Raw genomic sequence first — 21388 nt, 5'->3', positions numbered from 1 at the left:
GACCGAGTTGTGTCCATGTCCAAACCCAAGAATGCCCTACCCAAGAATGGCTCACCGAGGCGTGGCATAGCCCATGGCAACCGTACCGGTGTAGGCAGGCATGGTGACGTCACCGGCTCTCTCCACCGACCACCCAAGCTGGTAAGCACTCACATACTCTTTATATATGCTTACCGCCTCGGAGGTGTCGAGGGCGTCCTCCATAGCATCGGGGTCGCCAATCGCCTCAATGACGTAGGGCGGAGCATAGGCGACACCATGCAAGACAACAGTGTTTCCGACGCATTTCACCGCAGTCGTGGACATGACCCGCTGTCCCTGAATGGTCATAGCCTCTGCTCCCCCGGACCACAAGGTGTTGACGACCATCTGAATGTCCTGCTGGTGGACGACCAGCATGTTGGCGTCGACCCCGTCCGGATTCTCGCTGAGAGGCGCGTCTTTCAGGGTGACGCGCAAAGCTGTCCCTCTGACAGCCCCCAAACCGACAGACGGCGCTAAGGCCGACGCCGACGACACGACTGAGGATTTCGCGCCCGGTGTTTGATCGGCCTTAGAAAGATCGTCCACCTGAGCCCGTAAACCGGCTGCCTCCTTTTGCAGAGCAGCGTTGTGGCTAGCCTGGTTCCGCACCAACGTTGCCATGTCGGTGTCACGCTCAGGGCGAAGATCACGGCCACGGGAATTGATAGCAGCCGTCGTCATCATGAACCCAGCCAAAACCATGACAAGAATGGTGGCGAATCTGGCCAGACGCGGATAACGCGAATCCGATCGCACATCTTGAATTGACGGGTCTGTCGCAGCCTTGGAGTCGCAATCGACGTCGTCGCCGCGACGATCGTCAGGGTTGGTGTCGTCGCTCATCGTCCCCCTCTTGTAAGCTGACCCGTTTCGCCGGAATTGGCGTACGTCCTCTAGGCTAGTCAAGCAGTCCACGGTCGGTGGGCGTGTCCTCAATCCCCAGGAGTAGTCACCGTGCCCGAATCGAAGGTCAGACCGCAAGCCAAGAAGAAGGCCCAGGCCAAGGACCGGGCCACCATGAACGAACGCCGGGCTGAAAAGAAGGCTGCCCCGGTTGATCGGTCATGGGTTCCGAAAGTCTTCGTCCCCCTCTTTTTGCTCGGCGTACTGTGGCTGATCGTCTATTACATCGCGGGTAATCAGGTGCCCGGCATGAGCAACCTGGGTGACTGGAACATCCTCATCGGTATGGGCCTCATGGCTGCCGGGTTCGGCATCGCCACTTTGTGGAAATAAGCTAGCGATTCACCGCCCCGCACGACACATACAATCCCACGTGTGTTGGCGGGCGACGCACGCCGCCCGCCGACGTACCCCGACCCGAATCAGCGTTCCGGTTTGAGCAGCGGGAACAAGATCGTCTCGCGGATGCCAGCGTTAGTAAAGAGCATCACCAGCCGGTCAACGCCAAGCCCCAGGCCGCCCATGGGCGGGCAGCCAAATTCCAACGCCTCAAGGAAGTCCTCATCGAGTTGCATAGCTTCAGGGTCGCCCGCAGCGGCAGCGAGAGACTGCTTGGTGAGCACCTCACGCTGAATGACTGGGTCGACGAGCTCAGAGAACCCAGTGCCGCGCTCCATGCCGCCAATAATGAGATCCCAGGCCTCGACCATGCGAGGATCGTCTCGGTGTGGGCGAGCCAGTGGCTGGGCGATAGCCGGGTAATCGCAGACAAACGTAGGGTTAATGAGGTCAGGTTCAACGAGTTCACCGAACAACTCCATGACGACCTTCCCGGCCTCCCACGACGAGTCAACCTCAACATCGTGCTCAGCCGCGATTGCCCGCAGATCCTCCAGTGGGGTGTCGAGGGTAACCTCGCGCCCTAGCTTTTCGGATAGCCCAGGATAAACACTGACCCAGCGCCACTCACCGTCGAGGTCGATGACACCTTTGGGGGTCTCAATCTGATGGACGTCAAGGGCGTCAGCGACCGCCATAATGACGTCCTTGATGACCTCGGCAATAGTGAATTGGTTGCCCCAACTCATGTAGGCCTCGAGCATGGAAAACTCTGCCGAATGGCTGGAATCAATGCCCTCGTTGCGGAACACCCGACCCATTTCGTAGACCCGATCGGTGCCGCCAACCATCGCCCGCTTGAGGTAAAGCTCAAGGGCGATGCGCAAACTCATGTCAATGTCGAAAGCGTTGAGGTGGGTGTTAAACGGGCGGGCAGCAGCACCGCCATGAACCAACTGCAAAATCGGAGTCTCAATCTCAAGGAATCCACGTTCGTCAAGGACGCGACGCACCGTGCGGGTGACGACGGAGCGAGTACGCACCATCTGACGCGACTCTTCGCGAACGACGAGATCCGCGTAGCGGCGACGTACTCGGGTCTCCTCCGAAAGCTCCTTGTGGAGGGTCGGCAGTGGGCGCAGCGCCTTCGAGGCCATCCGCCACTCAGCGGCCATAATCGACAACTCACCGCGACGCGAAACGACGACACGGCCACGCACCCAGACATGATCGCCCAAGTCAACGTCGGACTTCCACGCGGCTAAGGATTCGTCACCTACCTCAGCCTTGGAAAGCATGATCTGTAGCCGTTCGCCGTTGGACGCCTCGGTAAACCCGTCCTGAAGGCTGGCAAAACAAAGCTTTCCGGTATTGCGAACGAAGACAACACGCCCGCCAACAGTGACCTCATCGGTCGTCTCCTCACCGGGGGCCATGATCGGTTCGCCATTGTCATCGGCGTATTTCTGACGGATCTCGGCCAAGGTGTGGTCGCGAAGCAGATCGACCGGATATGCCTGACCTCCGTCGGCAATGATCCGGGCCCGCTTATCGAGGCGGACCTGCATCTGCTCAGAGACGTCAGGGGACTGGCTGGATGCGGTGTCAGAATTCACCGGAAGATTCTATCGAAAAGCACGCGATGGGACGATGGCGCATTGGCGAAGCCGCCGAGCTACCAATCCCCGGTACGCCTCGGCTAGTGGGGCGCTGCTGCACCCTACCTGCCGCTGCTCTTGAGTCCACTAGCCGCCAAGGCGCTCCTGGCCGTAGCGGCCAGGGCGGGCAATGTCGTCGACACCTTTGTCTTTGACGCCCACAGCTCCGCACTAGGAGACCATGCCGCAGCCACCTCATCCCACACTGGGGACACCGATGAATCATCCGCAATTGTGCGGCCATGACCGGCCAGATCCTTGACAATGTCCTCGTCCCCCACCAAGCCTCTCAACGAGGCTGGCGTCGTCATCTTGTCGGCCCTACCAGCCGGGATGAGACCACGCTCCGTCAAGAGGTCGGGTTGACCATCCAACTCATCGGCAAAGTCCAATGCTTCCTTCGGAGCTTTGCACCCTTTCATAATCACCCATGATGATCCTCGATATGACGGCACCCGCGCATCATGACCGTCGAAAGGAGGAATAGTGGCAATTTTCCAATGATGCTGCCCTGCCCCGACGACAGCCTTGAGATCAGGGAGATCACCTGGAGCACCGATATGCCCAACGATTTTCCCGGAAGCGAAATCGCTGTGGACTGATTCCCAACTGCGCGATAAAATAATCTGCTTGGCACCGACCATCTGCTGCAGCTCATCGGCGAGTTTGTGCATTCCGTCAGAATCAATACCAACGTGCCACGTTGTGTCATTCACTGGGGTGAACCACGGTGAACCTGTGGCGTCAGACATTGCTGCCAGCCACCCCGCATCCTGCACCGGCATATCGGTTATCGCTTTACCTGAAGAAGCCAGGACTGCCGCTGCGGCACGCAACTCGCTCCACTGACTCGGCGGTGCAACATGAGCCGCAGCCCAAGCGTCAGAATCATAGAAAAGAACCAGCGGAGAAGTGTCGAGCGGGAGACCGTAGGTGCGACCCTGATATGACACCCTCGACATCGGACCACGGTCATATTTGTCGCGATACTGTTCGGCAAACTGGGTGACATCTTGCAGCACCCCGTCATGAGCTAATTTCTCGACAGACGCCTCTGGAACCTGAGCCATACATGGCCCTTTTCCGGCTGCAACCGCAGATTCCACCATGGTGAGGTATGTGTCAGTTGTTGCAGATATTGCGTGCACATTGAGATTCACGCCAGGGTTGCGTCGCTGATATTCATCCCCAGCGTTTTCAAGGCTTGGCAGCCCAGGAGCCATAGACATTCGATGCCATACGTCAACGGCATTATCAAAGCTGGGAGGAGCCATGGGGGACGACGCTTGCGAACATGCTGCCATGCTCGTCACCAGGACCCCGGCCGTCACCAGGGCCAGCCTCCGCCTCGTCATCCCCCTCATAACAACCCGCCTCCTGCGACCTACAGCCTACCGACCCATCACTGGGACCACCGGCGAACTCGACGAGGACGAACTCCACTAGGCTGTCGTCGGTTCGCATTCGCCCAACAATGGCGCTTGCACACGTTCCCGCCCAAGGAGCACTTTTGCTGACAAAACTCGTGGCCCAGCACCTCAAGGCTTATCGACCCCAAGTAGCCGTCATCATCGTCATGCAGGTATGCGCCCAAATCGCTGCCCTGACCCTGCCAACCATCAACGCAGACATCATCAATAAAGGCGTCGTCAACGTCGACACCAGCTACGTCACCTCTCACTCCCTCCTCATGCTGGCGGTCGCTCTAGGACAGACGATCTGCCAGATCGTTGCCGTCTTCCTCGCCGCTCAGGTAGCAATGGGAATGGGGCGCGACATTCGCGACGCCGTGTTCACCCGAACCCTCGACTTCTCGGCCCGCGAGATCAGCCACTTCGGGGCACCGTCACTCATTACCCGCACCACCAATGACGTCCAGCAAGTCCAGATGCTGGTTTTCATGACGTTGGCGATGCTTGTCGGAGCGCCGATCATGATGGTGGTTGGGGTCATTATGGCTGTGCGTGCCGACGTCGGGCTGTCCTGGATCATCGTCGCAGCGGTCATCCTGCTAGCCGTCGGCGCGGGACTGATCGTTTCCCGGATGGGACCACTCTTTCAGCGCCAGCAACAACGCATCGACGACCTCAACCGGGTAGTGCGTGAGCAAATAACCGGTATCCGCGTCGTTCGAGCCTTCGCCCGGGAGCGCCACGAAGCAGTGCGCTTTGACGTCACCAACTCCTCCCTGCGCGACATTCAGGTCAGCGTCGGACGGACCATGGCAGCAATGTTCCCTCTCGTGATGCTCATCATGAACCTGTCCCAGATTGCGGTGTTTTGGTTTGCGGCAGCACGAATTGATAACGGACAGACCGAAGTCGGCGTGCTGGCCTCATTTACCACATATCTCATGCAAATTCTCATCAGCGTCATGATGGCGGTCATGCTCGTCGTCATGTGGCCCCGAGCCGCAGTATGCGCCACCCGCATTCAAGAAGTGCTCCACACCTCCTCGTCTCTGACCATTGATTCCGAACCCGTGACGACCCTGCCGGATGACCCCACCTTGTTAGAGTTCCGCGACGTCACATTCAGTTATCCCGGTGCAAGCGAGCCCGTCCTCCAGGACATCTCTTTCACTGTGAACCGTGGCACGACGACTGCCATCATTGGGTCGACCGGGGCGGGGAAAACCACTCTGGTCAACCTCATTCCTCGGCTCGTCGACGTCACCGACGGACACGTGCTCGTCAGGGGCATTGATGTTCGCCGATACGACCCCGAAAGCCTGTGGAGCTGCATCGGCTTGGTACCACAACGCCCCTACCTCTTCAGTGGCACGGTGGCATCGAACCTGCGTGATGGCCGTTCCGACGCCACCGACGACGAGCTCTGGGATGCCCTGCGTATCGCACAATCTGACGATTTCGTCTCCCACATGGACAACCAGTTGGAAGCCACCATCGCCCAAGGTGGTACCAACGTCTCCGGCGGCCAGCGGCAACGTTTATCCATCGCTCGTGCCTTGGTCAAGAACCCCCAACTCTACATTTTTGACGACTCCTTCAGCGCCCTCGACGTGGCCACCGATTCCCGACTCAGAGCCGCTCTCGACGCCAGTCACGGTGACGCCGCGATGCTCATCGTCGCCCAGCGCGTCTCGACAATCCGCAATGCCGATCAGATCCTCGTTCTCGACGCCGGACGCATCGTCGGTCAGGGAACCCACGACGACCTCATCACGTCGTGCCCGACCTATATCGAAATCGTCAACTCTCAGCTTTCAATTGAGGAGGCGGCATGACCGGCAAGGACTCCGCTGGAGCACCGACCAGAAGTAAACACGCCGAGATAGCCCGAGCCTCCTCCCGGCACGGTGCCGCTCGGGTTGCCGAGAAACCTATCTCTTTTGGCCCCTCCCTCAAACGGCTGCTCGGCCAGCTCAAACCGCATCGCATCACGCTGACAGTCGTCGTCATCATGGCTGCGGTCTCGGTGGCCTTCAACGTCATCGGCCCGAAGATCCTGGGACGCGCAACCGACGTCATCTTCGGCGGGATCATCGGACGGCAGATAGGCAAGTATGTTCCCGAGGCCCACGGCATGACAGCTGGCGAATTCATCAGCAGCCTTGGGCAGGCTGGCCACGGTGGAGATCGAGGCAAGATTGTCACCCTGTTGCAGCAATACCCTGACGTCATCATTGGCGCTGGCGTCGATTTCCACCGGCTCGGCATCATCATGGGTTGGGCACTGGCTTTGTACGCCTGCGCGGCGCTCCTCATGTTCATGCAAGGGTTCCTACTCAACACCGCCATTCAGCGGTCAATGTATGACCTGCGTCGTCGCGTCAGCGCAAAATTGGAGAAATTGCCGCTGTCCTACTTTGACGGACAGCCCCACGGCGAACTCATGAGCCGGATGACCAATGACATCGACAACGTCTCCCAAACCTTGTTGCAAACCTTGCAGCAACTTCTCAACGCCGTCCTGACAGTCATCGGGGTGTTGACCATGATGTTTTGGATCTCACCGCTGCTGGCTGTCATCTCCCTCATCGTTATCCCGATCGCCGGGGTCGTCGCGGGCCTCATTGGCAAACGGGCCCAGGGGCAGTTTGCCCGGATGTGGAAAGCCACCGGCGAACTCAATTCCCAGGTGGAAGAGGCGTACTCGGGACATGCCCTTGTCAAAACCTTTGGCCGCAGCCAGGCGGTCGCGCACGAATTCCACGACCGCAACGAAGAGCTGCGTCGTGCTACCGCCAAAGCTCAATTTGTGTCCGGCCTCATCCAACCGGTGATGTTCCTGCTCGGTAACGCGAACTACGCCATCATCGTCCTCATCGGATGCTTGCGAGTCGCGAAAGGCCAGATGCCGCTAGGCAATGTGCAGGCTTTCATCCAATACTCCCGAATGTTCACCCAGCCGATCACCCAGATTGCATCTATGGCAAATCTGTTGCAATCCGGGGTTGCATCCGCAGAGCGGGTGTTCCAAGTCCTTGATGCCGACGAATTATCCACGGATGCTACCGGGACCCTTCCGGCAACACAGGGACGTGTCGTCTTCGACCACGTTCACTTTTCCTACAGCCCGGACAAGCCCCTCATTACCGATCTGTCTCTCGTCGCAGAGCCGGGGCAGACGGTTGCGATTGTCGGCCCCACCGGTGCAGGCAAGACGACGCTAGTGAACCTGCTCATGAGGTTTTATGAGATTGACGGCGGGGCCATCACCCTCGACGGCGTCGATATTTCCACCGTCCCCCGCACCGAGCTGCGCTCCCGACTCGGCATGGTGTTACAAGACACCTGGTTATTTGGCGGATCGATCCACGACAACATCGCCTACGGACGCCCTGAGGCATCCGAGACCGACATCCTTGACGCTGCGCGTGCCGCCCACGTCGACCATTTCGTCCACACCCTGCCCGAGGGGTATGACACCGTCATTGATGAAGACGGATCCAATGTGTCGGCAGGGCAAAAACAGCTCATCACTATTGCTAGGGCTTTCCTCGCTGCCCCTGACCTGCTCATCCTTGACGAAGCAACAAGTTCGGTAGACACCAGAACCGAAATGCTCGTCCAAGAAGCCATGGCAAACCTGCGCGATGGGCGTACCAGCTTCGTCATTGCCCATCGCCTCTCCACTATCCGCGACGCTGATCTCATCCTCGTCATGGAGCATGGCGACATCGTCGAGCAGGGAAGCCATAGCCAACTATTGGAGCGTAAAGGCCACTATTACGAGCTGTACCAAACGCAGTTCAACGCGGCATGAATGAGATGCCGCATCTGTTGGCACCGCCTGGCTTTACAGTAAATCCAGCGCCCGCTAGGGCGCAGCGTCCGGCCAGCCCCCAGCCGGTCGTTCCCGTCGACGAAAGAGACCCATGGCCGAGGTCACCGATACCCAGCTCACTGCCCACAACGACACCACCATGGCGAAGGACCAGACGAAGGTCCTACAACGCACCCTCAACCGATTCGACATCGTCTTCCTCATCGTCTCGGCAGTGGTCGGGCTGGAAATGTTGGGATCGGTCTCAGCTCAAGGCCCCGAAACCTTCACCTGGCTGGTCTTCCTCATCATCGTCTTCCTCATCCCCTATTCCCTGATTTTTGCCGAGACCGGCTCGGCGTTTGTCGGAGAGGGAGGGGTGTATCTGTGGACCCGTCGCGCCTTCGGACGGCCAGCTGCCGCTATCACCAGTGTCTTCACTTGGATCACCCAACCGGTATGGGTAGGAGGGTCAATGGCCTTCCTCAACGCGGAGGCTGCTCGCAACCACCTCGTCCACTTTTCCTCAGGGTCTACCGGCGACTACCTGTTTAAATTAGCTTTCATCTGGTTGACGGTACTTGCCGCTATTCTGTCCTTAGCAAAAGCCAAATGGATTCCTACCGCCGGCGCTTTCTTCAAAATCTCCTTCCTCTGCATATTCATCGCCACCGCAGCCGTGTACGCAACTAAGCACGGCGTCCAGCCCCTCAGTCTCAATAGTTTTTCTCCCACTCTGAGCGGATTCATCACCCTGACGCCTTTGTTGCTTTTCGCTTTCCTGGGTTTTGAGAGCGGATCGAGCGCATCGGGTGAAATGCAAAACGCCCAGCACGACGTCTCAGTCTCAGTGCTGCGCTCAGCCGCCATGGCAGGAATCTTCTACTTACTTCCAGTAGCCACCATCCTGCTTGTCCTGCCGCCGTCGGGCATTAATGGAGTCTCCGGATTGCTTAACGCCGTCAATACAGTATTCTCAGTATACGGCCCGGCTGCACAGCCAATGATGGTGCTGGCCGTTGTCATGTTCACTTTGGCAAATATCGGTCAAGGCGCAGCCTGGATGATTATGTCCGACCGAATGCAAGCTATGGCCGCTGCCGACGGCTCTTTCTTTGGTGGATTCTTCGGAAAATTCCACCCCAAGCTGGGAACGCCAGTACACGTCAATCTGCTATCGGGTATTGTCTCCACTCTTTTCATGTTGGCAGCAATGGAGCTGACGGGCTCCAGCGCCGACCTTTTCAACGTCGTCCTAGGGGTGGCAGTCACGACCTACCTATTCAGCTACCTGCTTGTCATTCCAGCCGCGGCCAAGTTGCGCCTCACTGAGCCTGACGTCGAGCGGCCCTTCCGAGCCGGACCAAACTGGCTGTTCGTCCTCATGTGCACCGTGACGACGGCGTTCGTCGCCTTCGGGTCGTGGGTCAGCATCTTCCCCGGCACTGTGGAGGCCCTCGTCGGAATGCCGCACGACTTCTCGCAGGCGCAGGGGGTGTCGTATGCGTCCTTCGAGGCGTTAACGCTTGGCACCTTGGCGTTCATCATCGTCACAGCGTTAGTCGGCTATTGGCGCGGTGCCCCACTGCGTCGGAACAGTTCTACTGACGCTGTGCCCGCGCATGAGGCATTGCCAAACGGCGACGAGAATTCGACGACGTGAACCGGTGTGCAGTCAATCGGTGCCGACGGCCACACGGCTGTGATCTGAAACTGCCTGTATGGGGAGACTCCCCCTGGCCTTTTGATCTTTTTTGACGCAACATTGCGCAGACGGGCCAAACCGATGAGCCCAGATAGTAGGGTACCCGCCATGGATGCCCAACTGATCGCCCGATGGCAATTCGGGATCACGACGGTCTACCACTTCTTCTTCGTCCCAATCACGATCGCGCTATCAATGCTCGTGGCTGTGATGCAGACAGTGTGGCTAAAGACCCATAACGACCGTTATCTACGTCTGACCAAGTTCTACGGCAAGCTCTTCCTCATCAACTTCGCCCTCGGTGTCGTCACCGGAATCGTGCAGGAGTTCCAGTTCGGCATGAACTGGTCGGAGTACTCGCGGTTCGTCGGCGACATTTTCGGTGCCCCGCTGGCTCTCGAAGCCTTGCTGGCCTTCTTCATGGAGTCGACCTTCGTCGGCCTGTGGATTTTCGGCTGGGACAAGCTCCCCAAGGGGGTTCACCTGGCCTGCATCTACCTGACAGCCCTTGGCACCATGATTTCTGCTGTGTTCATCCTTGCGGCGAACTCGTGGATGCAAAACCCCGTCGGGGCCAGCTATAACCCGGTCACCCACCGAGCCGAGTTGACCGATTTCGGTGCTGTTCTCACCAATCCGGTCTTCAAGGCAACCTTCCTCCATCAGATTTCCGCCTGCTACATGGTGGCGGGAGCTGTCATCGCTGCGATCGCCTTCTGGCACCTTTCCAAAGTTGCCAAGGGTCGCATCACCTCCCAGATTTCTGACGCCGACGACGTCGAAACCGCGCGCACGTGGCGCTGGGCCTCAAAGTTCGGAGCCTGGGTGCTCATCATCGCTGGTATCGGCGTCGTCTTTAGCGGCGACTACCAGGGCAAGGTAATGACCGACGCCCAGCCGATGAAGATGGCAGCCGCCGAAGGTGCTTTCAAGAACACCTCAGACTTCTCGGTGCTCACCATTGGCAACAAGGATGGCTCCGAGGAGGTGTGGGCCCTCAAGATTCCGGGCATGCTCGGCTTCCTTGGCACTGGCAAGTGGGGCGAGGAGATCAAGGGTATCGACGACCTCAAGAACTACCAGGTTCATGAGTACACCTACCATCGCAGGGACAATTCACAGACCTCCCTGCAAGCCTCCTACCAGGATGTGCTGCGTCAGAAGATCGACGCCAACGGCATCAAGCTCGAGCCGAATGTCCCAGTCTCCTACTGGACATTCCGCATCATGATTACCCTCGGCATGATCGCCGTCATCGTCGGCATCGTCATGCTGGTCGCAATGCGTGGTGACCGCAATCCGAAGCCACACGGTTGGCTAAGCGTCTTCATGACCCTCCTGCCGCTGCTGCCACTATTCGCGAACTCCTTCGGCTGGATCTTCTCTGAGATGGGACGGCAGCCGTGGATCGTCGCCGGTGTACTGCCGACCACAGCTGCTGTGTCTCCTGGTGTCTCGGCCGGTAGCGTGCTCTTCTCGACGATCGCCTACACCGCGGTGTACGGCATCCTGGCTATCGTCGAGGTGAGCCTGTTCTGGAAGACCCTCAAGAAGGGCCTGCCTGAACTGCCGAACCGTCGTCAACCTGCTGTCGAGGGCGAGGACACTGTGGTGTCCTTCGCGTACTGAGGAGGTCACCGACATGCTTCCCGTTCTTGAAACAACCGCCCACTCGCCGCTGACGATCGTCTGGTTCATCCTCATCACCGTGCTGTGGGTTGGGTTCTTCTTCTTGGAGGGCTTCGACTTCGGCGTCGCCATGCTGCTTCCCTTCTTGGGCCGTGACGACAAGGACCGTCGCGTCATGGTCAACACCATCGGCCCAACATGGGACGGCAACGAGGTATGGCTGCTGACCGCCGGTGGCGCAACGTTTGCTGCCTTCCCCGGCTGGTACGCGACGATGTTCTCGGGCCTCTACCTGCCTTTGCTGCTCGTGCTGCTCGGACTCATCATTCGTGGCGTGTCCTTTGAATATCGCTCAAAGCACCCATCGTCCTCGTGGCGCAACACCTTCGACTGGATGGCCACTATTGGGTCCTTCCTGCCCACCCTGGTGCTCGGCGTCGGCTTCGCGAACTTCGTACGCGGCCTGGCCGTCGGCCCACGCCCGACCCCTGACGGAGGCACCGCGCCGCTGGTGACGACCTCCTTCTGGGGACTGTTCACCCCGTTTGCCCTCATGGGCGGAATCCTATTTGTGGTGCTTTTCTGTGCTCACGGAGCCAACTTCGTCGCACTGAAAACTATGGGTGACCTGCACGACCGCGCCCGCAAGACCTCGGCCAAGCTCGGCTGGATCGCCACCATCGTCGCCCTGGTATGGGCCTTGATGTTTAACCTCATGTACGTCACCAATGATGGGCGTCAGGTACTCACCTGGATTCTCGCCCTGCTCGTCGTCGTACTGCTGGCGGCGGGTTCAACAGTCGTTGCGAAGGGTCGCGAAGGTCTGGCATTCCTGTGCACCGGTCTAGGTATCGCCCTCATGATCGTTGCCTGCATGATTGCCATGTACGGCAACCTTGGCTACCGCCCGGCAGGAATTCCCTTCGACATGTGGATTGCCTCGTCGACGCCGTACACCCTCAAGATCATGACGATCAGCGCCTGCGTCTTCGTACCGATTGTGCTGGCCTACCAGATCTGGAGTTACTGGGTGTTCCGCAAGCGCCTCACACGGGAAGCTATCCCGGACACCGCGGTGGCTGCATAATCCGTGGCAGCTCCGCTTGACCCGCGCCTGGTTCGCCGGGCGCGGGCCACTCTTCCCTTCCTCGCAGGTCTGTGCGTGGTGGGCGTGGCTACAGCTTTGCTCATCCTTGCACAGGCCTGGTTGTTGTCTCGCGGGATCTCGTCGGTCTTTGCTACCCACCGCTTCGACGGTGTGGCAATCTGGTGTGGGCTGCTTGCAGCGGTGTTCTGTGGCCGCGCCGGCCTTGCTTGGCTGCAAGAATCCCTGGCTCATCGGGCTTCAGCGTCAGTCAAATCACAGTTGCGACGCGATATTCTGCACGCCCGGTTGTCGCGTCCCACCGACGCCACCATGCCGTCGGGGACCCTCATAAACCTGGTGACCACGGGTCTAGACGCACTCGACGGCTACTACTCGAAGTACCTTCCCCAACTCGTGCTCGCCGTCATCGTGCCGGTGGTACTGGCGACTGCGATCGGTCTCAACGACCTCACCAGCCTCGTCATCGTTGTCGTAACGATTCCGCTCATTCCCCTCTTCATGGCGCTTATCGGATGGCGAACCGAGGCTGCTGTAGCGAAGCGGTTCGCCGTGGCCACCCGGCTGGCCAACCATTTCGCCGATCTGGTCGCCGGTCTACCGACCCTGCAGGTCTTTGGACGAGCACGCGCCCAACTTGAGGGACTGCGTCGTACCGAGGCCGCCAATCACCGAGAAACGATGCACACCCTGCGCATCAGTTTCTTGTCCTCATTCGTGCTTGAACTACTGGCGACTCTTTCAGTAGCGCTGGTGGCCGTCACCATTGGGTTCCGGGTAGCCGCCGGCGGGATGGATCTGCGCACGTCCCTGTTCATCCTCATCCTCGCCCCTGAAGTATTTCTGCCGGTGCGGCAGGTGGGGGTGCTCTTCCACGATGCCGCTGACGGAATGGCCGCCGCAGAAGTGTCCTTCGGGCTTATTGAGTCCGGGCGGCCGACGGCACCCAAGAGCGACGTCGAGATCGCCTCACCTCGCGAGGTCCCGGTGGTCATCAGCGGGTTGACGCACACGTATGAAGGGGCGGATCGTGCCGCCCCTGACGGGTTGTCCCTGCGCATCGAGCCTGGGAATCTCGTCGCCCTCGTCGGGCACTCCGGCGGTGGCAAGACGACTGCCCTGTCGTGTCTGCTCGGATTCATCGACCCCGACGCCGGGTCCATCCTCGTTGGTGATCGCGAGCTCGTCGGAGCCGACGAGTCGGTATGGCAGGCGTGGCGGCGTCACCTAGCCTATGTGCCTCAGCTGCCTGCAATGATGGCCGGAACGGTTGCTGAGAACATCCGTTTAGGGTGCCCGGATGCACCTGAGTCTGTGCTGCGCGACGCCCTGGACCGCTGCGGGGCCGCGTCAATCCCGTTGGACAAGCGAGTCGACGACGACGCCGAGGGGCTGTCTGCCGGAGAACGTCGCCGCGTAGCTTTGGCGCGCGCTCTGGTGCGTGTAGAACACGCCGGGGCCGGCCTGTTAGTCCTCGACGAACCGACCGCAGGTCTTGACGCCGCCACCGAAGCGACCGTGTTGCAGGCAGTACGGGCATCAGGCGCGTCGGTGCTCGTCGTGACCCACCGTCGCAATGTCATCGAGGCGGCTGACAGGGTCGTCGACGTGGAGGTGACGCCATGACCACGCGAACCACCCAGCTACTCAAGACCCTGTTGCAGGATGTGCCCCGCGGTCGCTGGACGTTAGTGCTCTCATCCTTGCTCGCAGCGTGTGCGTCCGGTGCTTCAGTGGCCCTCATGGGTGTCTCAGCCTGGTTATTGTCTCGGGCCGCGGAAATGCCACCAGTGCTCTACCTGGAGGCCGCCGCCGTCGGGGTGCGATTCTTCGGTATTTCCCGCGGCGTCTTCCGCTATGCCGAGCGTCTGGTCGGGCACGACCTGGCTCTGCGGATGCAAGGCGCATTGCGGATGCGGGTCTATAACCGACTGTCACGCACCACTCTGCTGGGACGTCGCCGCGGCGACCTCCTAGTACGGGTGACAGCCGACGTCGATGCGGTGTTGGACATGGTCGTGCGGGTGATCGTGCCGGCATGCGCGTCGAGCCTGGTCATCATCGGGACGACGGCGCTGCTAGCCCGGTTCTCATTGGCCTCGGCTGGGGTTCTGCTGCTATCAGCGCTACTGGCAGCCGCCATCATGCCAGCAGTCACTAAGCGCCTGTCCCGGTCCGCAGACTCGTCCTTGGTACCGCTACGTGGTGAGCTGGCCGACCGCACCCGTGAGCTAGCCCATTGCGCCCCCGATCTGGTGGCCTACGGGGCCCAAGATGCGATCCTGGCCGACGTACTGGATGTCGATGCTCGTCTTCGTTCCGCAGAGCGAAGAGCTGCCTGGGGGCGCGGGATCGGCACTGCCGGTCAAATTCTGGCGGCTGGGCTGGCAGTCGTCTCGGCCTTGTGGATCGGTGGCAACGCGGTCGCCGACGGGCGGATCGGCGGGCGGACGCTCGCTGTGTTGGTACTGACCCCGCTGGCCCTCCACGAAGTGTTCGGGGCGTTCACTGGAGCCGCCCAGACTCATACCCGTGCCAAGGCGGCCCTGCAGCGGGTGGGCGAAGTGCTCGACGCGCCTCAGGTCGGGGTAGGCGACTCCCCCACTGCGACCGCTTCCGAGGGAAAACCCTCCTTGGTGATCGAGGGGTTGACGGTTGGCTGGCCGGGAGACCAGCCAGTGCTATCGGACGTCAATTTGCAGGTAACGGCTGGGGAATCGGTGGCTATCGTCGGCAAGTCAGGAGTTGGCAAGACGACCCTCGCGGCAACCATCATGGGGCTCATCCCACCATTGACCGGGACAGTGACGACCACCGGGCGGGTGCGTTACTTGGCCCAGAATGCCCACGTGTTCGCAACGTCGATCAGCGAGAACGTGCGGATCGGTTGCAAGGAGGCCACCGAGGACGAGGTACTCACAGCCTTGGATCAAGCCGGGCTTACTATGCCGCCGGGGCGGGTCATCGCCGAGGACGGTGGGACGCTGTCCGGCGGGGAGGCCCAGCGACTTGCCCTAGCCCGAGTGCTCGTCAACCACGAGGCCAGCGCTGATGCGGCGGCGCACGACCTGCTCATCCTCGACGAACCCACCGAGCACCTGGACGTCGAGACCTCCGAAGCTCTCATGGACGATCTGTGGGCGACCACCGGTGGGGCCGCGAAGGTGGTCATCACCCACGATCCCCTCGTCATGGCACGATGCGACCGGATCTGGCACGTGGGCTAACTTACACAGCAAACTCGCCAGGGACCGCCAACGACGAACGTCACTCAACCTCACGAATCAGCTGCAGTGGCGACCTTCAGCACACATGAGACTAAATCTGGAATCTACAAGTCGTTACTGAATGTGACACTGTCCCTGTTACATTTTTGGCAATATCGTCCACGCGACTGCATCAACAGCTCAGGACACCGAGCGTACTGAAGTTCGTGCCTCTAATAGCGGTAATCAATTACGCACTTCTCAATGAATCTTTCTCAGTTTCCCTACCCGGGTCCTCCAGCAGCGTCACGAGGAGCAGCGATAGCACAGTCGCAACTCTCGGATGCCAGATCGGACAACTTTGCACTAGCTATCACCACCCCTGCGGAAGGTGAAGCAACAGTCCACTCAATCCTCGTTGGCGACGCTGTCAGCGGCTGCCTACTCTAGGCTAACGAGATTCATCACCATGTTTCAACGCTCTTGGCGCAACGCCTTCCTGGCCTTGGTCGGCTGGCTTGTCGCCGGTTTCATTGTCGTCAAAATCACCGATGCGCTCACTCACGGCACGCACTGGTGGATTTACATCCCCTTCGCTGTGATCGGCCTCGCGTCAGCGGTCATTCATGTTGCCACCGCACGTAGCACGTCAGACTCTCGCTGACGCAAGTACCCCCCCCGCACGCAAGACGCCCCCACCCGATTGGTCAGGCGGAGGCGTCTTGCGTGTGAGTCAGTCGATTAGCTCACTGATCGTCGACGACGATGACATAAAGCCGACGTGGCCCATGAACGCCATCGACACGGGAGAGCTCGATGTCAGAAGTGGCCGAACCACCGGAGATGAAGGTCAACGGGTGGCCTTCATGAACCGCTGGTTTGACGATCTGAATGGCCTGCGGAACGTCAGAAACAACCTGGCTTGCCTTAATGACGCACACGTGGCGATCTGGGACGAGAGTGATGGCCCGCCGCCCCTGGTCCTCAACGTGCGTTAAGACGATCGACCCGGTGTCGGCGATCCCGCACGCAGCCGCAGTAACGACAGCGTCGGTGTTGTTGAGGTCTTGCTTTGATAACTGCGGATCATCGACGCGGACATCAAACCCGGCAGCCTTGATCGCCTCGGCCCAAGACGCATCCAGACCAACCGGGACGACAGCGCTGTGCTCGGCTCCGGTAGACTTCAGCCCCTCGACAACGGCCTGGGGAACGTCAAGTCCCTTAACTCGCACCACTGTCGCCTTGTAGTCGATGACCTTCTCGACGAAGGTGCCGACGACGTCGTCCATCTCAACGCCAGTGCCGTACTGCCACCTGATTGGCACATCTGTGATCGGGTCGGGATTAGTGATATCGGTGCTAGCGCGGCGAATCCGAGCAAGGATCTCGGTACGCGCAACGGGATCAGTGCTAATCGTGGTCATTGCTGAGCCTCCCTGTTCTTCTTCCACCAGGTGCGGAAAGTGTCAGTTGGCGGTGCGTCGACGTCGCGATACTTGAGCCACCGCTCGGCCACCGGCACCGGAATCGGACCCATCTTCTTGCCGCGCAGGACGCGTCCCACACCACGCGAGCCAACTTGGATCGCCTCGAAGTACTTGTGGTCACTAAACGCCCACGAGGCGGTCTTCATGAGCCCCATCTCACCGGCCACCTCATAGTCTTGCGGGATACGGTCAGCTTTTTCAGATTCGACCACCTTGTTGCGCAGCTTGAGGAGGATGTCGGTGAAGGGAATCTTCACTGGGCATACCTCATTGCAGGCGCCGCACAGCGAACACGCGTACGGCAAACCGCGATCGACAGGATGCGTAACACCGCGCAGCTGCGGATTAAGCACAGCTCCAATCGGCCCCGGGTACACCGAACCGTAGGCGTGACCACCGGCGCGCTCATAAACCGGGCAAATGTTGATACACGACGCGCATCGGATACACCGCAGCACTTCGCGTCCAAGCGTGTCGGCCAAGACGTCAGTACGGCCGTTGTCGAGGAAAATGACGTGCTGCTCTTGCGGGCCATCCCCCTGCGTCACACCGCTCCACACCGAGTTGTAGGGGTTCATCCGCTCACCGGTGGCCGAGCGCGGCAACAGCTTAAGGAAGACTTCGAGGTCGTCAAAACTCGGCAAGACCTTCTCGATGCCGACGATCGAGACCAGGGTGTCAGGCAGGGTCAGGCACATTCGTCCATTTCCCTCAGACTCAACGATCACCAGAGAACCGGTGTCAGCGAGCACGAAATTGCCGCCCGAGACGGCCATCTCGGCACGCAGGAACTTTTCACGCAGATGCAGGCGAGCAGCGTTGGCCAACTCCGGCGGATTCTCCGAGATGTCTTCGGGAGCCGGGCGGCCGTAATTCTTCATCTCATGGAGGAAGATCTCGCGGACTTCGGCGCGGTTACGGTGAATGGCCGGCACGACGATATGGGAGGGGCGGTCGTGGCCCAATTGCACGATAAGCTCGGCCAAGTCGGTCTCCCATGCCGCAATGCCTTGCTCTTCGAGGTACTCGTTGAGGTCGGTTTCTTGGCTAGTGATCGACTTGATTTTGACGACTTCGTCAACCCCCTTGTCCTTGGCGATCTGGGCAACAATGCGGTTGGCCTCCTCACCGTCGCGGGCCCAATGAACGTGAACCCCGTTGGCAGTGAGGTTCTTCTCGGCCTCAATGAGGTAATGGTCAAGGTGGCGACCGACGCGATTCTTGATGGCCTCGGCAGCATCGCGCAGATCCTGCCAATCCGGCGACTCTGAGACGCGCATGGCGCGCTTGTTACGAATCGTCGTGGTGGCATTGCGCATGTTCTTACGCTGCACCGACAAGTTCAGCTCGGCTTTGACGGCTTTCGAAAACTTCGGCATACCCAGGTACGGGCCGGGCTTGTCGGGGGCCGGGGTCAGGCGGGCAACGCCATGGTTTCCATATGTGACGCGACGCAGTTCGGTGCTCATGGGTCAGTCCTCCTCAGTGGTGGCGAGGATCTCGGCAAGGTGGATTGGCTTGACGCCCGAGTTCTGCCGCGACAGCACCCCGCCGATATTCATCAGGCAGGAGTTATCGCCGGCAACGACATATTCGGCTTCGGTCTCGCGGACGTGGCGGGCCTTGTCGTTGGCCATGGCCGCGCTCATATCGGGGTTTTTGATGCAGAAAGTGCCCCCGAACCCGCAACACTGCTCAGCCATCGGCAAATCGACCAACGTCATGCCCTTGACGTGACGCAACAGCTCGTAAGGGCGATCTCCAAGGTTCAGCAGCCGCTTACCGTGGCACGACGGGTGATACGTCACCCGGTGTGGGAAGTATGCACCAACGTCAGTGACGCCGAGAATATCGACGAGGAATTCCGGCAGATCGTAGGTGCGCTGACTGGTGTGCTCAACCTCCTTAGCGAGACCGGAATCGCCGGCATGCTCGGCGAGCATCGGATGCTGGTCCCGCACTGCTGCGACGCACGACCCCGACGGAGCGACGATGTAGTCGTAGTCTCCAAAGGCTCGCACATACTGACGGACAGTGGGAATACCCTCGTCGAAATATCCGGTATTGGTCGTCATCTGGCCGCAACAGGTCTGTTCACGCGGAAACTCAACCGTGCAGCCCAGGCGCTCCAACAACGTCGTGACGGCGATGCCCGTCTGAGGGAACATCACGTCGTTAATGCACGTGATGAACAACCCAACGGTCATTCCGGCCCCCGGCAGGCCGGGCGAGGCCGCCCTAGTTCCCAGGCTCGTAGTGGTTGTCATAATGACCTCCATCGATGATGAACGGATGCCAGGCGGTGTCAACCGTCAGCAGACTCAGGGGACCATCCATCCGAGCACCGGCGTCGACATCAGGCCGACGATGATGCACATCAGGACGAGAAGGATGATCGAGAACTTGAAAACTTTGCGCAGGATAACCGACTCGCCACCGGCTAAGCCGATCGCGGTGGCCGCGATAGTCAGCGATTGCGGGGAGATCATCTTGCCGACGACGCCGCCGGATGCTCCCGCACCAACCAGCAAATGCCGCATACCGCCAACACCAAGATACGACCCAGCGCCGACTTGCTGCCCCACACTGCTTTGCAGGCCGGAAAACAGAATGTTGGCGGAGGTATCGGACCCGGTGACGTAGGTCCCGATCCAGCCGAGGATCGGAGCGAGGAACGGGTAGACCGCTCCGGCACCAGCAATGAACATGCCAAGGGCAAGAGTCTGACCAGAATCGCCCATGACATAGGCCAGGGCAACGACCAACCCGATGGTCAGCATCGAAAACTTCATTTTCTTGGTGTTGACCCACAGTTCCTTGAGAACGTCAGAAAGGGACACGCGGTAGATGACGCCAACGAGGAGTGCGACTACGGCAAGCAAGAAGCCCGGCTGTGACAACCACTGCCAGGTGTAGGCCTGATGGGCAGCAGGCTTGCCACCGGTAGCGAGAAGCCCGGACAGCCCAGGCCAGGTCATCGCGACGTCGGCGGCTTTCAACCCCTCCTTGACAGCGGGGATAGCAGCGATACCGAAGACCACGATGACGAGGATGTAGGGAACGAGGGCCATAAAGATGCGGTTGCCAGAAAGATCAGAGGTGTCAACCTCCTGAGCCTCAACCGGCTCTGTCTCAATGGCCGGATCCATCGGGATGCCAATACGCGCAGCGGCTTCGCGACCACCTGTGGGCTTCCACACCTTCAGGAAGAGCATGGACAGGGCGACTGTGACGACGGCAGCAAAAATCTCGGTGAGGTTGTAGACCGGGGTGCCTCCGACAATGATCTTTGTCGCACCGAAAACAACACCGACGAACAGGCCAAATGGCCAGCATTCGCGAATACCTTTGCGACCGTCCATGATCGCCAGCATGAGGAAGGGGACGACGAGGCACAGTACCGCGCAGACTCGGGCGGTGACCGGAGCCACCGTCGCGACGTCCAAACCACTGGTCTTGGCGGCCATGAGGACCGGCAGACCAACGGCACCGAAGGCGACCGGAACGGTATTCGCAACGAGGGCTGTGACGGCACCGCGCAGTTTGCCGAAACCAATGGCGATCAGCATGGCAGCCGCAATGGCAACGGGGGCACCAAAACCGGCCAAGGCCTCGAGCAGACCACCAAAACAGAAGGCGATAAGGATGCCCAACACACGCGGGTCATCGCTAATAAGGAAGAAGGTGCGACGCAAGTCGTCGAAACGGCCGGAAATGACCGTCACCTGATACATCCAGATGGCGCCCAACAAAATCCACGAAATTGGGAACAGCCCGTACAGGAAGCCTTGGATGCTTGAGGAAACCGCCATACCAATCGGCATATGGAAGGCGGTAATCGCCACGATGAGGGCGATACCCCACGACAAGAGGCCGGCCAGGTGCGCCTTCCAACGCAGCGCGCCAAGAGTAATGAGCATGGCCAGCACTGGCAGGACAGCCAAGAGGGCTGACAGCCATTGTGCCCCCAACGGATTGGCCGATGGGGTGAAGGTCTGGAGAAGAGCCATCGAAGAACTCCGTTGTTCAACTACTGCCTACGGTCGGCTAACCGCTGGCAAGGTCGAACCGATTTGGTCCGACCAATAATACGGTAGGAC

Annotated in this window: 16 protein-coding genes; 9 read left to right on the top strand and 7 right to left on the bottom strand. The window is 59.8% G+C overall.

Annotated features, from left to right (window positions below):
- Positions 1 to 51: 51 nt before the first annotated feature.
- Entirely contained in the window at positions 52 to 867 is an 816-nt protein-coding gene (locus FYJ43_RS01850) for a DUF881 domain-containing protein (protein ID WP_154561441.1), read from the bottom strand.
- Between the two features lie 111 nt (positions 868 to 978).
- Here FYJ43_RS01850 and FYJ43_RS01845 point away from each other — a divergent pair, with 111 nt between their 5' ends.
- Positions 979 to 1260, top strand: coding sequence for a cell division protein CrgA (locus tag FYJ43_RS01845; protein WP_326833228.1), 282 nt, complete (start codon positions 979 to 981; stop codon positions 1258 to 1260).
- Between the two features lie 89 nt (positions 1261 to 1349).
- Here the strand turns inward: FYJ43_RS01845 and lysS are convergent, their stop codons facing one another.
- Positions 1350 to 2882, bottom strand: coding sequence for a lysine--tRNA ligase (gene lysS, locus FYJ43_RS01840; protein ID WP_326833227.1), 1533 nt, complete (start codon positions 2880 to 2882; stop codon positions 1350 to 1352).
- 104 nt (positions 2883 to 2986) lie between these two features.
- Positions 2987 to 4279, bottom strand: a complete 1293-nt coding sequence (locus tag FYJ43_RS01835) for an ABC transporter substrate-binding protein (RefSeq protein ID WP_154561439.1) — start codon at positions 4277 to 4279, stop codon at positions 2987 to 2989.
- A 155-nt stretch (positions 4280 to 4434) separates the two neighbouring features.
- Here FYJ43_RS01835 and FYJ43_RS01830 point away from each other — a divergent pair, with 155 nt between their 5' ends.
- From FYJ43_RS01830 to FYJ43_RS01795, 8 genes are all read left to right on the top strand, one after another.
- The gene (locus FYJ43_RS01830) at positions 4435 to 6171 is read left to right on the top strand and encodes an ABC transporter ATP-binding protein (protein ID WP_154561437.1); all 1737 of its coding nucleotides are present in this window, start codon (positions 4435 to 4437) and stop codon (positions 6169 to 6171) included.
- Positions 6168 to 8153 (top strand): ABC transporter ATP-binding protein, encoded by a 1986-nt coding sequence (locus FYJ43_RS01825; RefSeq protein ID WP_154561435.1) that lies wholly within the window; start codon positions 6168 to 6170, stop codon positions 8151 to 8153. The genes FYJ43_RS01830 and FYJ43_RS01825 overlap by 4 nt, the downstream gene beginning before the upstream one ends.
- 112 nt (positions 8154 to 8265) lie before the next feature.
- Positions 8266 to 9816, top strand: a complete 1551-nt coding sequence (locus FYJ43_RS01820) for an APC family permease (RefSeq protein ID WP_154561433.1) — start codon at positions 8266 to 8268, stop codon at positions 9814 to 9816.
- A 150-nt stretch (positions 9817 to 9966) separates the two neighbouring features.
- Positions 9967 to 11487, top strand: a complete 1521-nt coding sequence (locus FYJ43_RS01815; protein WP_154561431.1) for a cytochrome ubiquinol oxidase subunit I — start codon at positions 9967 to 9969, stop codon at positions 11485 to 11487.
- Positions 11488 to 11500: 13 nt separating this feature from the next.
- Positions 11501 to 12574 carry a cytochrome d ubiquinol oxidase subunit II gene (cydB, locus tag FYJ43_RS01810; RefSeq protein WP_154561429.1) on the top strand — a complete coding sequence of 358 codons (1074 nt, stop codon included), beginning with the start codon at positions 11501 to 11503 and terminating at the stop codon, positions 12572 to 12574.
- Between the two features lie 27 nt (positions 12575 to 12601).
- Positions 12602 to 14218, top strand: a complete 1617-nt coding sequence (gene cydD, locus FYJ43_RS01805; protein WP_154562112.1) for a thiol reductant ABC exporter subunit CydD — start codon at positions 12602 to 12604, stop codon at positions 14216 to 14218.
- Complete coding sequence (cydC, locus tag FYJ43_RS01800; RefSeq protein ID WP_154561427.1) at positions 14215 to 15819, top strand: thiol reductant ABC exporter subunit CydC; 1605 nt, start codon at positions 14215 to 14217, stop codon at positions 15817 to 15819. The genes cydD and cydC overlap by 4 nt, the downstream gene beginning before the upstream one ends.
- 448 nt (positions 15820 to 16267) lie before the next feature.
- Complete coding sequence (locus tag FYJ43_RS01795; RefSeq protein ID WP_154561426.1) at positions 16268 to 16462, top strand: hypothetical protein; 195 nt, start codon at positions 16268 to 16270, stop codon at positions 16460 to 16462.
- An 82-nt stretch (positions 16463 to 16544) separates the two neighbouring features.
- Here FYJ43_RS01795 and FYJ43_RS01790 read toward each other — a convergent pair whose 3' ends face one another.
- From FYJ43_RS01790 to FYJ43_RS01775, 4 genes are read right to left on the bottom strand one after another with little or no spacing between them, the layout of a single operon-like run.
- Complete coding sequence (locus FYJ43_RS01790) at positions 16545 to 17225, bottom strand: LutC/YkgG family protein (protein WP_154561424.1); 681 nt, start codon at positions 17223 to 17225, stop codon at positions 16545 to 16547.
- Positions 17222 to 18757, bottom strand: a complete 1536-nt coding sequence (locus FYJ43_RS01785) for a LutB/LldF family L-lactate oxidation iron-sulfur protein (protein ID WP_154561422.1) — start codon at positions 18755 to 18757, stop codon at positions 17222 to 17224. The genes FYJ43_RS01790 and FYJ43_RS01785 overlap by 4 nt, the downstream gene beginning before the upstream one ends.
- 3 nt (positions 18758 to 18760) lie before the next feature.
- Positions 18761 to 19567: a (Fe-S)-binding protein gene (locus FYJ43_RS01780; RefSeq protein WP_154561420.1), complete on the bottom strand. Its 807-nt coding sequence runs from the start codon at positions 19565 to 19567 to the stop codon at positions 18761 to 18763.
- A gap of 42 nt (positions 19568 to 19609) precedes the next feature.
- The gene (locus FYJ43_RS01775) at positions 19610 to 21298 is read right to left on the bottom strand and encodes an L-lactate permease (RefSeq protein ID WP_154561418.1); all 1689 of its coding nucleotides are present in this window, start codon (positions 21296 to 21298) and stop codon (positions 19610 to 19612) included.
- Positions 21299 to 21388: the final 90 nt, after the last annotated feature.

It is taken from the genome of Cutibacterium porci (assembly GCF_009696315.1).
Lineage (GTDB): Bacteria > Actinomycetota > Actinomycetes > Propionibacteriales > Propionibacteriaceae > Cutibacterium > Cutibacterium porci.
This window is presented reverse-complemented; position numbering and strand designations above follow the sequence as displayed.

Bases quoted from the DNA above. Each gene is read 5' to 3' on its own strand.
- FYJ43_RS01790 (WP_154561424.1), bottom strand. From the start codon at position 17,225: ATGACCACGATTAGCACTGATCCCGTTGCGCGTACCGAGATCCTTGCT.
- FYJ43_RS01780 (WP_154561420.1), bottom strand. From the start codon at position 19,567: ATGGAGGTCATTATGACAACCACTACGAGCCTGGGAACTAGGGCGGCC.
- FYJ43_RS01775 (WP_154561418.1), bottom strand. From the start codon at position 21,298: ATGGCTCTTCTCCAGACCTTCACCCCATCGGCCAATCCGTTGGGGGCA.
- FYJ43_RS01850 (WP_154561441.1), bottom strand. From the start codon at position 867: ATGAGCGACGACACCAACCCTGACGATCGTCGCGGCGACGACGTCGAT.
- FYJ43_RS01835 (WP_154561439.1), bottom strand. From the start codon at position 4,279: ATGACGAGGCGGAGGCTGGCCCTGGTGACGGCCGGGGTCCTGGTGACG.
- FYJ43_RS01785 (WP_154561422.1), bottom strand. From the start codon at position 18,757: ATGAGCACCGAACTGCGTCGCGTCACATATGGAAACCATGGCGTTGCC.
- FYJ43_RS01825 (WP_154561435.1), top strand. From the start codon at position 6,168: ATGACCGGCAAGGACTCCGCTGGAGCACCGACCAGAAGTAAACACGCC.
- cydC (WP_154561427.1), top strand. From the start codon at position 14,215: ATGACCACGCGAACCACCCAGCTACTCAAGACCCTGTTGCAGGATGTG.
- FYJ43_RS01815 (WP_154561431.1), top strand. From the start codon at position 9,967: ATGGATGCCCAACTGATCGCCCGATGGCAATTCGGGATCACGACGGTC.
- cydB (WP_154561429.1), top strand. From the start codon at position 11,501: ATGCTTCCCGTTCTTGAAACAACCGCCCACTCGCCGCTGACGATCGTC.
- FYJ43_RS01795 (WP_154561426.1), top strand. From the start codon at position 16,268: ATGTTTCAACGCTCTTGGCGCAACGCCTTCCTGGCCTTGGTCGGCTGG.
- FYJ43_RS01820 (WP_154561433.1), top strand. From the start codon at position 8,266: ATGGCCGAGGTCACCGATACCCAGCTCACTGCCCACAACGACACCACC.